This window comes from Streptomyces sp. NPDC051104 (genome assembly GCF_040682835.1).
GTDB classification, from domain to species: domain Bacteria; phylum Actinomycetota; class Actinomycetes; order Streptomycetales; family Streptomycetaceae; genus Streptomyces; species Streptomyces cynarae.
Genome location: NZ_JBFBBS010000001.1, coordinates 702788 through 717599, shown reverse-complemented (window position 1 = coordinate 717599; position 14812 = coordinate 702788). Strand labels below are relative to the sequence as shown.

Genomic DNA, 14812 nt, shown 5'->3' with positions numbered 1-14812 from the left:
CTTTAATGTGACCTCGTCAAGAACATTGCGGGGAAACGTGAATCAGATGCAGGGCCTGCTCCTCGCGGGCCGCTACCGGCTCGTCGACTCGATCGGCAGCGGCGGCATGGGCCGGGTGTGGCGCGCCCACGACGAGGTGCTGCACCGGGCGGTCGCCATCAAGGAACTGACGGCCGCACTGTACGTCACGGAAAGTGACCGAGCCGTACTCCTCGCCCGTACCCACGCCGAGGCACGGGCCGCCGCGCGCATCAACCACTCGGCCGTCGTCACGGTGCACGACGTCCTGGAGCACGACAACCGGCCGTGGATCGTCATGGAGCTCGTCGAGGGCGGCTCGCTGGCCGACGCGGTCAAGGAACGCGGCCGGGTCGAGCCCACCGAGGCCGCGCGGATCGGGGTGTGGGTGCTGCGCGCACTGCGCGCCGCGCACTCCGCGGGCGTATTGCACCGCGACGTGAAGCCCGGCAACGTCCTGCTCGCCGCCGACGGGCGGGTGCTGCTCACCGACTTCGGGATCGCGCAGGTCGAGGGCGACACCACCATCACCCGCACGGGAGAGATCGTCGGATCGGTCGACTACCTCGCGCCCGAGCGCGTCCGCGGCCACGACCCGGGCCCGGCCTCCGACCTGTGGGCGCTCGGCGCCACGCTGTACACGGCGGTGGAGGGCAGGTCGCCGTTCCGGCGGACCTCGCCGCTGACCACCATGCAGGCCGTCGTCGACGAGGAGCCGGAGGCGCCGCGGTTCGCGGGCGCCCTGGAGCCGGTGATCTCGGGCCTGCTGCGCAAGGATCCGGCCGAGCGGCCCGATGCGTCGCGGCTGGAGCAGATGCTGGCCGAGGCGGTCGAGGGACGGCGGCCGAGGGCGGCACAGGAGTACGTGGCGACGCAGCACGTCGACCTGAGCGGGTTCGGGGACACGACCGCGAACGTGCCGGACCCCCGGCAGGCGCGCGAGGCGGAGACGGCCCGCGGCACGGTGCCCCAAGCGGCCGTGCCGCCCGCGCCCCGGCCCCGCAGGCGGCACCGCGCCCGTACGGCCGCGCTCGTGCTCGCGCTGGCCGCGGTCGTCGGCGCGGGGGGCGCGGTGGCGTGGCAGAAGTGGGACGGGGGCGACCGGCAGGCCGGTGCGTCCGTTTCCTCCTCCGCTTCGCCGTCCCTGGTGCCCAGCGCCAATGGGACGCAGGAGGCCGACGCGACGGGCGACCTCCCCGCCGGCTGGGTGCGCCACCGCGACCCCTACGGATTCAGCCTCGCCGTGCCCTCCAAGGACTGGAAGCGGAAGGTGTTCGACGAGGCCACCCACCAGGTCGACTACACCCCCGACGGCGGTGAGCACTTCATCCGCATCGCCGTCGACAGCTCACCCGACTTCGAAACCGCGTACGACCACCAGATCGATCTGGAGCAGCAGCTCCACCGGCTGATCGACTACAAGCGGGTGGTCCTGCGGAAGAACATCTACCGCGACCGCCCGGGCTCCCTGTGGGAGTACACCTGGACCGCGCTGGCGAAGGACTCGACGACCGCCCCCGGGCCGCGCCACGCCGTCGAGGAGACGTACTTCTCCCGCGGCGGCGTCGAGTACGCCATCTACATGTCCGGCCCGGAGGCGGACTGGACGACGACGCGGCAGCAGTTCCAGGCGGTGCTGCGGGGGTGGCGTCCGCCCACGGACTGACGGCCACCGCACCCGGGCGGGCCGTCGTACACGGCTCGTGAGCCCCCGGTGGGTCGGTTGTCGGCCACCGTCGCGGCGTCGTCCCGGAGGGCCCCGTCCGGTGCGGCATGATGGGGCGCATGGGGACCGAGGGGGAGAACGGCTGGGTCGTAGCGGGGCGTTACCGGCTTCAGGAGCGGATCGGCCGCGGCGGCATGGGCGTCGTCTGGCGGGCGTGCGACGAACTCCTCGACCGGCAGGTGGCCGTCAAGGAGCTCGTCCTCGACCTCTCCCTGTCCGCCGAGGAGGCCCGGCTGCACCGTGAGCGCACCCTGCGCGAGGCGCGCGCGGTGGCGCGATTGCGGCACCCGCACATCATCGTCGTCCACGACGTCGTCGAGCACGACGAACGCCCGTACATCGTGATGGAGCTGATCGACGGCGGCTCGCTCGCCCAGCGCATCGCCACCCACGGCCCGGTCGACGCCCGGGAGGCCGCCCGCATCGGCATCGCCCTGCTCGGCGCGCTGCGCCGGGCGCACGACGCGGGCGTGCTGCACCGCGATCTGAAACCCGCGAACGTCCTGATGGAGGCGGGCACCGGCCGCGTCGTCCTCACCGACTTCGGCATCGCCCAGGTCACGGGTGCCACCACGCTCACCGAGACCGGCGCCTTCGTCGGGTCCCCCGAGTACACCGCGCCCGAACGGATGTCGGGTGAACGGACCGGGCCCCAGTCCGACCTGTGGTCCCTCGGAGCCCTGCTGTGCACGGCGCTGAGCGGCGAGTCGCCGTTCCGCCGCGACTCGTTGGGCGGCATCCTGCACGCGGTGGTCGCGGGCGAGATCCGCCCGCCCGAGCAGGCCGGGCCGATCCTGCCCGTCATCCGTGGGCTGCTGGAACGCGACCCCGACCGGCGTCTGGACGCGGCGGAGGCGGAGCGGCTGCTGCGGGAGTTTCTGGAGACCGGGCGTACACCGGTGGCGTCCGTGCCGTACACGCCGACGCAGCGGGACGTGCCTCGCGGCGCCCCGCCGTCCCCGCAGGAGGCGCACGTGGCGCCGGCCTCCGGCAGGCAGTCCGTGCGGGGCGTGTTCGTGGCGGCCGCCCTGGTCGCGGCCATGGCGGGCGCGGGTGTCTCGGCGGCGGCGCTGCTGCTGCGCGACGGCGGTGACGGCGGGGGAGCGCCGGCGAGCCCGGGGCCGGCGCGCACGTCGGCGAGCCGGGGGCCGACGCTCCCGTCCACTGCCCGGCCCGCGCCCACGGTGACGGTGACCCGTACGCCGGCCTCGGCGACGTCGGAGGTCACCCGCAGGGCGCCCTCCGGGTACCGGCTGGTGCGGGACCCGAACGGTTTCTCGCTGGCCGTACCGGACGGGTTCACCCGCAGTCCGCAGGGCGAGCGGATCTTCTACGTGTCGCCGGGAGGGACCTTCCGCCTCGGCATCAAGGTGGCGGACCCCGCGGCGGGCGGCCCCCTCGCGGTCATGCGGAGCTCGGACGCGGACGGGCCGTCCACCAACCCGGGTTACCACGACGGCCGGGTCACCGGGACCTCGCACCGCGGAAACCCGGCGGCGCTGTGGGAGTTCACCTGGGACGGCTTCACCGCGGCCGAGGGCCCGCGGCACACCTACGACCTGTGCTGGGACGAGGGCGGCCGGATGTACGACGTATGGGTGTCGGCGCCGGTCGGGAAGGTCCGGGAGGCGAAGGAGCACTTCGACGTGGCGGTGGACACGTTCGCTCCAGGGTGACCCCGTACGAAGCCCCCGCGTCACGGGTCTGTGACTGCAAGGGGACAAGGGTGGCTGAGGGGGCCGCCGACGCGATAAGCATGAGCGCATGAGTGACCACGGGGGAGGACCTCAGCAGGCGGGCGAACCGACGAGTTTCGGACTGCAACCGCCGCGGCCGGCCGTGCCGTACCCGGGAAACCCCTACGCCCGGCCACAGCCGGAGGCCCACGCCGTCCCCACCCAGGCCGCCTCCGAGGCGCCGCGGGACCCGGGCGCCGGGCGGCTCGTCGCCGGGCGCTACCGGCTGCTCGCCAAGCTCGGGCACGGCGGCATGGGCACGGTGTGGCGGGCCGAGGACGAGACGGTGGACCGGGAGGTCGCCGTCAAGGAACCCAGGGTGCCCGACCACCTTCCCGAACGTGAACAGGCCAACGCCTACGAGCGGATGCGCCGTGAGGCACGGGCCGCCGCCCGCCTCGACCACCCCGCGGTCGTCGACGTGCACGACGTCGCCGTCGTGGAAGGCAGGCCGTGGATCGTGATGGAGCTGGTGCGGGGCCGCTCCCTGGGCGATGTGCTCCAGGAGGGCACGCTCGGCGTGCGCGAGGCGGCACGGATCGGCCTGGAGGTGCTCGGCGCACTGGAGGCCGCGCACGCGGCGGGCGTCCTGCACCGCGACGTGAAGCCCGACAACATCCTGCTCGGCCGGTACGACCGCGTGGTGCTCACCGACTTCGGCATCGCACAGATCGAGGGCGAGACGAAGCTGACGGAGACGGGCGGCTTCGTCGGCTCCCCCGAGTACATCGCGCCGGAGCGGGTGCTGGGCCGGCGCCCGGGCCCCGAGTCGGACCTGTGGTCGCTGGGGGTGGTGCTGTACGCGGCGACGGAGGGTGTCTCGCCGTTCCGGCGCACCAACACGCCCGCCACCCTGCAGTCGGTCCTCCACTTCACACCGGCGCCCCCGGCCTCCGCCCGGGGCCCGCTCGCCGACGCCATCGGCGGCCTGCTGAACAAGGACCCGGCGCGCCGCCCGAACGCGGCCGAGGTACGCCGGCTGCTTCAGGGGGCGGCGAGAGAACCGGCGCCCGTGCAGATCACCGTGCCCGGTCGCAAGGGCGTCCGCCTGGGCCGCGGCACCCTGCTCGGGGCCGGGGCGTCCGTCGTCGCGGCCGCGGTGGCGGCGTACCTCGTGGTCGCGGACCCGTTCGCCGGCCCGCTGCCGGGTGGCTGGCGGCAGCACCCGGAGAAGGCACTGGGCGCCACGCTCGCCGTGCCCGCCGACTACCAGCCGAGCCGGCCGAAGAAGGACGACACCGACAAGAACTGGGTGACGTACACCGACTGGAGCGGCAGCATCTCGATCGGCCTGCACCTGGCGAGGAAGTCCCAGGACACCTCCCACCAGATCAAGGACTCGTCGGCGGCCGAGATGTACGCCGACAACGACGCCTTCAAGAACAGCGGCGCCTACCAGTTCGACATGCCCAAGGGCCCGAGGACGGCCCCGAAGGACGGCATCACGTACCACGACAGGAAAGCCGCCGAGAACACCGTCGCCTACACGACCGACGACAGCCTGAATCCGCGCCCGCGCGAGCTGGCGATCTTCTATTACAAGAACTCGGCGGGCGACATGTACAAACTGACGGTCAGTTACCCGGGAAAGGGCGATTTCACGGAACGCGGCCGCGAAGTGGCGCGGACGGCGATGGCGAACCTGGAGATCGACACGCTCTGACCCTCATGAGCCTCGCCATAGGACGGTGTGCGTCCGGCGACCGGGACCCGCTTCGACAACTCCTGACCCCGCACGGTACTCATGGGACATGCGTACTGACGCGGGACGTCTGATCGACGGTCGCTACCGGCTGACCGAACGCCTCGGCTCCGGCGGCATGGGCACCGTATGGCGTGCCGTGGACGAGCTCATGGAGCGCGACGTCGCCGTCAAGCAGCCCCATCTGCCCGGCGATCCGGAGGACGAGGCACACCGGCGCGCCGCCCACCGGCTCTACCGCGAGGCACGAGCCGCGGCCCGCGTGGACCATCCCGCGGCCGTGTCGATCCACGACGTGATCGTCGAGGACGGGTGCCCCTGGATCGTCATGGAGCTGGTCCGAGGGGAGTCCCTGGCGGACGCGCTGCGCCGTGGGCCGCTGCCGGCCGAGGAGGCGGCGCGCATCGGGCGCGCCGTCGTCGGCGCGCTGGACGCGGCGCACCGCGTCGGCATCGTGCACCGCGACGTGAAGCCGGCGAACGTCCTGCTCGGTCCACGCGGCCGGGTGGTCCTCACCGACTTCGGCATCGCGCACGTCCAGGGCGAGGAATCCCTCACCGTCACCGGGGAGTTCGTCGGCTCGCTGGAGTTCGTCGCACCGGAACGGATGTCCGGCCGGAGCGCCGGTCCGGCCTCCGACCTGTGGTCGCTGGGCGTGCTGCTGTACGCCGCCGTCGAAGGATCGTCCCCCTTCCGCCGTACGACGGTGGAGTCCACGCTCGCCGCGATCCTCGCCACCGATCCTCCCGAACCCCGGCAGGCCGGGAGGCTCGGGCCGCTCATCGCACGGCTGCTGGTCAAGGAACCAGAGCGGCGGCCCGGCGCGGAGGAGGTCGGTGCGGTGCTGGAGACGGTGGTGGGATGGCCGGCGCCGGGTGCGGAGCGGGCGGAGTCGACGGGTGCTCAGGACTCCTCGGGCCTGGGGGAGTTCGCCGAGGAGGTCGGGACGGTACGGTTCGGGGCCGCGCCGTCGCGGCCTGCGGAGGACGACGGTCCCGGCACCGTAGAGGACGGTGGCCCCGACACGTCACCGGAAGCCGCGCCGCAGGCGGAGGCCGCCGCGCCGTCCGAGCCGGACGCCGTCAAGCCGTCCGCGCAGGGGGCCGCCAAGCCGTACGAGTCGGAGGCCCCCGCGCCGTCCGAGTCTGAGGCCGCCAAGCCGTACGAGTCGGAGGCCCCCGCGCCGTCCGCCCCGGAGACCGTCGCCGTGGCGGCGCCGGTGGCGAAGCCGAAGCGCCCCGCCCTCCTCCGCCCGGCCCCCGTCGCCGCGCTCGGCGTCCTCCTCGTCGGCGGCACCTGGTTCGGCACCTCCTGCTTCGACACCCCCGAGAGCGAGGGGGGCACCGAACACACCGCCACCTACAGCTCGGCCCCGGCCATCGCCTCCCCCAGCTCCTGGATCGCCCACCGCGAGGCGAAGCTCGACGCGATCGTCTCCGTACCGTCGGACATCGCCCGGGGCACCGCCACGGACCGCACGGTGACCTATGGCGACGACTCCGTCCGGCTCCGCCTGACCCGGGAGACATCGGTCCCCGCCCCCCTGAAGGCCTGGGCGCGGCAGGCCACCGCCTCCTGGCCCGCCGACGACCCCGGCACGCTCTACACCCCCACGAGCTTCCACGGCGACGACGCCATGCTCACCGACACCACCTACACGGTGGGGAAGAAGCGGTACCGCGTCCTGCAGCTGCTGATCGTCACAACCGCCCGCGAGTACTACGTGCTGCGCGTGGACATGCCGAAGGGCACCCCGGACGAGAAGCGCGGCACCTCCCTGTTCAAGGGTGCCCGGGACCGCCTGAAAGTGGGCAGGGACATGCTGGGGTCCTGACGACGCCCTGATCAGCGCATTCGCTGCCAGCGGTCACTGGCGGGGTGTGGACGCCCCGTGAAAGCGCGTTACCGACGGGTACCCAAACGCTCGGCCCCGGCATACCCTGCGCCTCATGACGGACTCGCAGGCCCCGGAGAAGGCCACCGCACAGACCGGTACGGGCACGGTCGGCACCAACCCCCTCGCTCCCGCCCCCACGGGCGCCCGCACCGCCGTCGACGTGGTGACGCCGGAGCTGGTCGCCCAGCTCACCAAGGGCGTGGCCGGCTCGGGCCGCACCGCCAACCACACGCCGTTCACCGGCGAGAAGCTGGCCGACCTGCCCGAGTCCACCCCCGAGGACGTCGCCCTCGCCTTCGAACGGGCCCGCGTCGCCCAGGCCGCCTGGGCGGGGACCCCCGTACGGCAGCGCGCCGCGGTGCTCCTCCGCTTCCACGACCTGGTGCTGGAGCGGCAGGCCGAGGTCCTCGACCTGATCCAGCTGGAGACCGGGAAGGCCCGTCTGCACGCCCACGAGGAGGTGCAGGCCGTCGCCGTCGCGGCCCGGCACTACGGCCGCAAGGCGCCCTCGTACCTGAGGCCGAAGCGGCACACCGGCGCCGTACCGACGCTGACCAAGGTCACCGAACTGCGCCACCCGCGCGGCGTGGTCGGCCAGATCGCCCCCTGGAACTACCCGCTGGAGCTGTCGGTCGGCGACGCGCTCCCCGCCTTCGCCGCGGGCAACGCCGTCGTGATGAAGCCCGACACGGAGACCTGCCTGACCGCGCTGTGGGCGCGCGACCTGCTGATCGAGGCCGGACTGCCCGCCGAGGTCTTCCAGGTCGTCATCGGCGACGGCCCGGTCGTCGGCCCGGAGGTCGTCAAGCACGCCGACTACGTCTCCTTCACCGGCTCCACCCGCACCGGCCGCGAGGTCGCCCAGGGCGCCGCCGCCAGGCTCGTCGGCGTCTCCCTCGAACTCGGGGGCAAGAACGCCATGCTGGTCCTTGAGGACGCCGACATCGAGAAGGCCGCCGCGGGCGCGGTGCGGGCCTGCTTCTCCTCCGCCGGGCAACTGTGCATCTCCATCGAGCGGTTGTACGTCCACGAGTCGATCGCGGACGCCTTCCTGGAGCGGTTCGTCGCCCGCACCAAGGCCCTGCGGCTCGGCACGTCCCTCGCCTACGGCGCCGACATGGGCTCGCTGGTCGGCGAGCGGCAGCTCGAGACGGTCACCCGGCACGTCGAGGAGGCCGTGGCCAAGGGGGCGAAGGTGCTGGCCGGCGGGGTGGCCCGCCCGGACGTCGGCCCGTACTTCTACGAGCCGACCATCCTCGACGGTGTCGAGGCCCCGATGGCGGTGTGCGCGGAGGAGACCTTCGGCCCCGTCGTGTCGATCTACCGCTTCAAGAGCGAGGACGAGGCGATCGAGCGCGCCAACGCCACTCCGTACGGCCTGAATTCGTCGGTCTGGACGAAGGACGGACGGCGGGGGCGCGCGGTCGCGGCCCGGCTGCGCACGGGCACGGTCAACGTCAACGAGGGCTACGCGCCGGCGTACGGCAGCGTCCAGTCCCCGATGGGCGGCATGAAGGACTCCGGCCTCGGCCGCCGCCACGGCTCGGAGGGCATCCTCAAGTACACCGAGGCCCAGACGGTCGCCCAGCAGCGACTGCTGCCGATGGCCCCGTCGCTGGGGATGGACGACGAGAAGTACGCGGCGTTCATGAGCCGGAGCCTGAAGGTGATGAAGGCGCTCCGCCTCCGCTAGTGCCCCAACAGGCAACCCCCGTTCTCAACGAGGAGAGCACGTGTCGCAGGAGAAGTCCGTCCAGACCCGGGACGAGGACGGGTACGACTACGACGTCATCGTCGTGGGCTCGGGGTTCGGCGGATCCGTCTCCGCGCTCCGGCTGACGGAGAAGGGCTACCGCGTCGGTGTCCTCGAGGCGGGCCGCCGCTTCACCCGCGAGACGCTGCCGAAGAACTCCTGGGACCTGAAGAACTACCTCTGGGCGCCCGCCCTGGGCATGTACGGCATTCAGCGCATCCACCTGCTGGGCAACGTCATGGTCCTCGCGGGCGCCGGCGTCGGCGGTGGCTCCCTCAACTACGCCAACACCCTCTACGTACCGCCGAAGGCCTTCTTCGACGACCCGCAGTGGCGGGGGATCACCGACTGGCAGGAGGAGCTGAACCCGTACTACGACCAGGCCCGGCGCATGCTCGGCGTACGGCTCAACCCGACCATGACCCCCTCCGACGTGCACCTCAAGGCGGCCGCCGAGCGGATGGGAGTCGGGGACACCTTCCACCTGGCACCGGTGGGCGTGTTCTTCGGTGACGGCGAGGACGCCGACGGAACGGTGAAGGCCCGGCCCGGCGAGGAGGTCCCGGACCCGTACTTCGGCGGCGCCGGCCCGGCCCGCCGGGCGTGCACCGAGTGCGGCGAGTGCATGACGGGCTGCCGGCACGGTGCGAAGAACACCCTCAACGAGAACTACCTCCACCTCGCCGAGAAGGCGGGCGCGGTCGTGCACCCGATGACGACGGTCGTGTCGGTCACGGACGACTCGCAGGGCGGGTACGCCGTGGCGACCCTGCCGACGGACGACCGGCGCAAGGGCAGGGGACGCACCTTCAAGGCACGGCGGGTGGTGCTCGCGGCGGGCACGTACGGAACCCAGACCCTGCTGCACCGCATGAAGGCGAACGGCCAACTGCCGTACCTCTCCGACCGGCTGGGCGAGCTGACCCGCACCAACTCCGAGGCGCTGGTGGGCGCGCAGACCGACAACCGGCGCTACCGCACGGCGCACGGCGCGCCGAGGGTCGACTTCACGCGGGGCGTGGCGATCACGTCCTCGATCCACCCGGACGAGAACACGCACATCGAGCCCGTCCGCTACGGCAAGGGCTCGAACGCGATGGGCGGCCTGTCGATCCTCCAGGTCCCCTACGCGGAGGGCCGCTCCCGCGCCCTGGCCTGGCTCGCGAACGCGGCACGTCACCCGTGGCTGATGGTCCGCTCCCTGTCCAACCGACGCTGGTCGCAGCGGACCATCATCGGCCTGGTGATGCAATCGCTGGACAACTCCCTGACGACGTATCTGAAGCCGGACGGCCTCGGCAAGGGCCTGCTGACGGCCCGGCAGGGTCATGGCCGACCCAACCCGAAGCAGATCAGGGCGGCCTCGGAGGCGGCGTCCGTGCTCGCCGCCGAGATCAACGGTTTCGCGGGCAGCAACGTCGGCGAACTGATGGGCACCCCGCTGACCGCCCACTTCCTCGGCGGCTGCCCGATCGGCGACTCCCGCGAGACCGGCGTCATCGACCCCTACCACCGGCTCTACGGCCACCCCGGCATCTCGGTGGTCGACGGCGCGGCGGTGTCGGCGAACCTGGGCGTCAACCCCTCGCTGACGATCACCGCGCAGGCCGAGCGGGCGATGTCGTACTGGCCGAACAAGGGCGAGGCGGATCCGCGCCCGGCGCAGGGTGCGCGGTACGAACGGCTCAAGCCGGTGGAACCCCGTCACCCGGCGGTGCCGGCCAAGGCGTTCGGGGCGCTGCGGCTGCCGTTCCTGGGGATGCCCGCGGTGCCGCCGAAGCAGTAGCGGGGGAGAAGTGGAGAAGGACCTGGGCCCCCCTCCGAGCCCAGGTCCTTCTCCTTGCTACGGGGGGCGGACGGCTTACACGGTCCGTCCACGCCCGCGACGGTTACGCGGCGGCGTGGCCCCCGGCCTTGCGGCGCCGCACCGCGAACATGACGCCACCACCGGCGACGACGGCGACACCGCCGACGAGCGCGATGGTCGGCAGCGCGGAGGAGGAACCGGTGGAGGCGAGGGTGCCGGTCACCTTCGGCGTGGTGCTGCTCGGCTTGGTGCTCGTGACCGGGGCCTTGCCGCCCTCCTGAGGCTTGGTGCCGTCGGTGTCGGTGCCGGGGGAGACGATCTGGAACTTGTAGGAGACCTCACCGGCGCCGGTGCAGTTGGCGTCGCTGTCCGCGTAGATCGTCGCGCCCAGCGAGAAGCCGGCGCCGACCGGGGCGGACTTCGCCACGTTGATGCGGAGCGGGACGTTGACCTCGTAGTCGGACTTCAGCTCGTCGGTGTAGCCGACGTAACCGACCGCGTAACCGCCGTCGTTCAGGTTCTCCCAGACGTTGTCCTCCGGGTTCCAGGCCTGGAGCTGGACCTGCTTGCTCGTGAACAGGTTCTCGCCGGCCTTGTCGGCGGAGGCCCCGGCGAAGAAGTCGAGGTCCTGGAGCGTGTGACCGGAGTTGTTCGCCACGTTCAGCGAGAACTTGTGCCAGCCGCTGCCTGCCGCGATCTTGCCCGGCAGACCGGTGATGGTGACGTCGACCTTGGTGTCCTCACAGAGGGACGGCTCGGGCTCCGGGGACTCCGTGCCCTCGGGCGCGGAGGTGCTGGGTGCCGGGCTGGAGGCGCTGCTGCTCGGCGAGGACGACTGGCTCGCGGACGCCGACGTGGACGCGGAAGCGCTCGAGGACGCCGACTGGCTCGCGGACGCGGACGTGGACGCGGACGTGGACGCGCCGGCGGACGACGTGTCGGTGGGGGAAACGCTGGTCGACGGAGACGACGTGCTGTCCGACGCGAACGCGGCCGGTGCCGACAGCAGCGCGAGCGGGGCTATGGCAGCCGTCGCCGCCGCGGCGGCCAGGGCACGGCGAAGCTTCATGAAGACCTCGAAGAGTCCGGTGCGCCGCTACGACGCGGCGCATCTTGGGGGGAGCCCGCCGCGTGGCGGCGCAGGTGTGGCCCCTGATTCGCCAGGTGTGACCTGTGTGCGAGGTGAATGGTTGCGCTCGCATTCACAGAATTCTTATGTGCGGTGGGTCACATAGGCCTGGACCGTCGGCAGATCCGGGGGACGGTCACCCGTACTGAGACCAAGCAGGGACGGCGAAAGGCCCCGCGGCGGGGGGACCCCGGCTCGGCGTGGCCGAGGGCTCGGGGAATCCGCGGGGCCCTTCTCCGTCAGCACCGACGTCAGGGCAGCGCCGGTGCCCGGGGAGCGGCGCCGGGGGGTTGCGCCGCTCGCCGGTGCCCGGGGAGCGGCGCCGGGGGGTTGCGCCGCTTGCCTGCGTGACCGCCGGTGGTGCGCTCCGGCGCGTGCCAGGAGCGCGCGTGGTGTCGACCATTGGCAGTCGGTGGGAGGAGCGATGCTGTTGTCTGCCAGGGACCGTGTGGGGGTGCGGTCGACTCTCTGTTCCTCGCATCGTGCTGGATGGGTCACGGCCTCCGCAACCGTTTCGACCACCTCTGAACAGATTCCGCCGGTCGGCTCCGGGCGTCCCCGGAGCCGACCGTTTACTGGGTGACCGGGCTGCTGTCCCCTGCCGTCCGGTCACATCCCCGGAGCGAGGTCCCACGACGCACGGCACGATCCGTACGTCTCATCGCTCCAGCGGAGCCACGCGTGGTTCTTTCGGGCCGCCCCTGGCTGGCACGGACGCCCGGCTCAACGAAGTCGCCGCGGGCCCGGTCACGCGCCGTACGGGTGAGGGGGTATGCGTACGTACGTCCGCGGAACGCGGATCCGGTCCGGGCCCGGCCTCAGATCCGGCCCCGGCACAGCTCGAGCAGGGTCATCGCGAGGGCAGTGCCGGGCTTGCCCAGCGCGTCCCGGTAGTGGCCGAGGACCTCCATCTCGCGGGAGAGGTTCACGCGTCGGCCGCCGGAGGTGATACGGGCCTCCTGGATGACGGCGGAGACGGCCATCCGTTCCTGGATGAGACCGATGATGCGGTCGTCGAGCGAGTCGATGCGTTCACGGGCGTCGCTGATCAGGTTCGCGGCGTCGTCGGTGCGGGCGCCGGTCTTCTCGGTGGCTGCGGTGGCGGTCATGCGGGGGCTCCTCGTGGACGGGTACGCGGTGCCCCGGAGCGACAGGACCCGGGAAACGCCAGGCGCCCCGGACCTTGTCGGCCCGGGGCGCCTGGGAAGTCGCTTGTCAGTAGCTCAAGCAGCACGACCATGGCAGCCGGCGGGCCGGTTGCCATAGGTAAAGACGAAGATCGTCGCGAGCGTGAGCATGGGGCCAGTATGCCGTGGCGGAGGACGGCGTCCAAAGCGGCCCGCATGGTGAGACGGGGTCCACAGGCGGGGGCCCTGGCAGCGGCGGGACGGCACTCACGGCCACCTCGGTAGAATCGGGTGGCACAAGGACCCGCCCAACCGCCGGAAGGCACCCCGTGTCATCAGCGACCCCCGCTGCCGCCGCTCCCGACACCGTCCTGGTCGTCGACTTCGGTGCGCAGTACGCCCAGCTCATCGCCCGTCGCGTCCGCGAGGCCCGGGTCTACAGCGAGATCGTGCCGAGCACCATGCCGGTGAAGGAGATGCTCGCCAAGAACCCGGCGGCGATCATCCTCTCCGGCGGCCCCTCGTCGGTCTACGAGGAGGGCGCCCCCCGTCTCGACCGCGAGATCTTCGAGTCCGGCGTGCCCGTCTTCGGCATGTGCTACGGCTTCCAGCTGATGGCGCAGACCCTCGGCGGCACCGTCGACAACACCGGAGCGCGCGAGTACGGCCGTACGGCGCTCGCCGTCTCCAAGCCGTCGTCCACCCTCTTCGAGGGCACCCCGGCCGAGCAGTCCGTCTGGATGTCCCACGGCGACGCCTGCTCCGCCGCCCCCGAGGGCTTCACCGTCACGGCCTCCACGGACGTCGTCCCGGTCGCCGCCTTCGAGGACGACGAGAAGAAGCTGTACGGCGTGCAGTACCACCCGGAGGTCATGCACTCCACGCACGGCCAGCAGGTACTGGAGCACTTCCTCTACCGCGGCGCCGGCCTGAAGCCCACGTGGACCACCGGCAACGTGATCGAGGAGCAGGTCGAGGCGATCCGCGAGCAGGTCGGCGACAAGCGCGCGATCTGCGGGCTGTCCGGCGGCGTGGACTCCGCCGTCGCCGCCGCCCTCGTCCAGAAGGCCATCGGCTCCCAGCTGACCTGCGTGTACGTCGACCACGGCCTGATGCGCAAGGGCGAGACCGAGCAGGTCGAGAAGGACTTCGTCGCGGCCACCGGCGTCCAGCTGAAGGTCGTCGACGCGGAGGAGCGTTTCCTCACCGCGCTCAAGGGCGTCTCGGACCCCGAGGAGAAGCGGAAGATCATCGGCCGCGAGTTCATCCGGGTCTTCGAGCAGGCCCAGGCCGAGATCATCGCGGACGAGGGTCCGGCGGTCGAGTTCCTCGTCCAGGGCACCCTCTACCCCGACGTGGTCGAGTCCGGTGGCGGCACCGGCACCGCCAACATCAAGTCGCACCACAACGTCGGCGGCCTCCCCGAGGACCTCGAGTTCAAGCTGATCGAGCCGCTGCGCAAGCTCTTCAAGGACGAGGTCCGCATGGTCGGCCAGGAGCTCGGCCTGCCGGACGAGATCGTCCAGCGCCAGCCGTTCCCCGGCCCCGGCCTCGGTATCCGTATCGTCGGCGAGGTCACCAAGGAGCGCCTGGACCTGCTGCGCGATGCCGACGCCATCGCCCGCGAGGAGCTGACGGCGGCCGGCCTCGACCGTGAGATCTGGCAGTGCCCGGTGGTCCTGCTCGCGGACGTCCGCAGCGTCGGCGTCCAGGGCGACGGCCGCACGTACGGCCACCCGATCGTGCTGCGCCCGGTCTCCTCCGAGGACGCCATGACCGCCGACTGGTCCCGGCTCCCGTACGACGTCCTCGCGAAGATCTCCACCCGGATCACCAACGAGGTCCGCGACGTCAACCGCGTGGTCCTGGACGTCACGTCCAAGCCGCCGGGCACCATCGAGTGGGAGTGAGCCCCCA

The 14812-nt window shown here is 72.2% G+C and carries 9 protein-coding genes; 7 read left to right on the top strand and 2 right to left on the bottom strand.

Annotation, left to right across the window (positions count from 1 at the left end; all coding sequences use genetic code 11):
- The first annotated feature begins 46 nt into the window (after window positions 1-46).
- The 6 genes from AB0N14_RS03455 to AB0N14_RS03430 all read left to right on the top strand — a co-directional run bounded on the left by AB0N14_RS03455 (window position 47) and on the right by AB0N14_RS03430 (window position 10618).
- Window positions 47-1684, top strand: a complete 1638-nt coding sequence (locus tag AB0N14_RS03455; RefSeq protein ID WP_366024249.1) for a serine/threonine-protein kinase — start codon at window positions 47-49, stop codon at window positions 1682-1684.
- A 119-nt stretch (window positions 1685-1803) separates the two neighbouring features.
- On the top strand, window positions 1804-3420 hold the full coding sequence (locus tag AB0N14_RS03450) for a serine/threonine-protein kinase (RefSeq protein WP_366024044.1): 1617 nt from the start codon (window positions 1804-1806) through the stop codon (window positions 3418-3420).
- 88 nt (window positions 3421-3508) lie between these two features.
- On the top strand, window positions 3509-5143 hold the full coding sequence (locus AB0N14_RS03445) for a serine/threonine-protein kinase (protein WP_366024043.1): 1635 nt from the start codon (window positions 3509-3511) through the stop codon (window positions 5141-5143).
- Between the two features lie 88 nt (window positions 5144-5231).
- The gene (locus AB0N14_RS03440) at window positions 5232-7016 is read left to right on the top strand and encodes a protein kinase (RefSeq protein WP_366024042.1); all 1785 of its coding nucleotides are present in this window, start codon (window positions 5232-5234) and stop codon (window positions 7014-7016) included.
- Window positions 7017-7131: 115 nt separating this feature from the next.
- Window positions 7132-8772 (top strand): succinic semialdehyde dehydrogenase, encoded by a 1641-nt coding sequence (locus AB0N14_RS03435; protein WP_366024041.1) that lies wholly within the window; start codon window positions 7132-7134, stop codon window positions 8770-8772.
- A gap of 40 nt (window positions 8773-8812) precedes the next feature.
- Window positions 8813-10618: a GMC family oxidoreductase gene (locus AB0N14_RS03430; protein WP_366024040.1), complete on the top strand. Its 1806-nt coding sequence runs from the start codon at window positions 8813-8815 to the stop codon at window positions 10616-10618.
- Between the two features lie 103 nt (window positions 10619-10721).
- On the opposite strand, the gene AB0N14_RS03425 is transcribed toward AB0N14_RS03430, so the two are convergent.
- The gene (locus AB0N14_RS03425; protein ID WP_366024039.1) at window positions 10722-11708 is read right to left on the bottom strand and encodes an LPXTG cell wall anchor domain-containing protein; all 987 of its coding nucleotides are present in this window, start codon (window positions 11706-11708) and stop codon (window positions 10722-10724) included.
- Window positions 11709-12586: 878 nt separating this feature from the next.
- Window positions 12587-12877, bottom strand: a complete 291-nt coding sequence (locus tag AB0N14_RS03420) for a chorismate mutase (protein ID WP_366024038.1) — start codon at window positions 12875-12877, stop codon at window positions 12587-12589.
- Between the two features lie 347 nt (window positions 12878-13224).
- Between AB0N14_RS03420 and guaA the strand changes: the two genes are divergently transcribed.
- Window positions 13225-14805 carry a glutamine-hydrolyzing GMP synthase gene (gene guaA / locus AB0N14_RS03415; protein WP_366024037.1) on the top strand — a complete coding sequence of 527 codons (1581 nt, stop codon included), beginning with the start codon at window positions 13225-13227 and terminating at the stop codon, window positions 14803-14805.
- The last annotated feature ends 7 nt before the right edge of the window (window positions 14806-14812 follow it).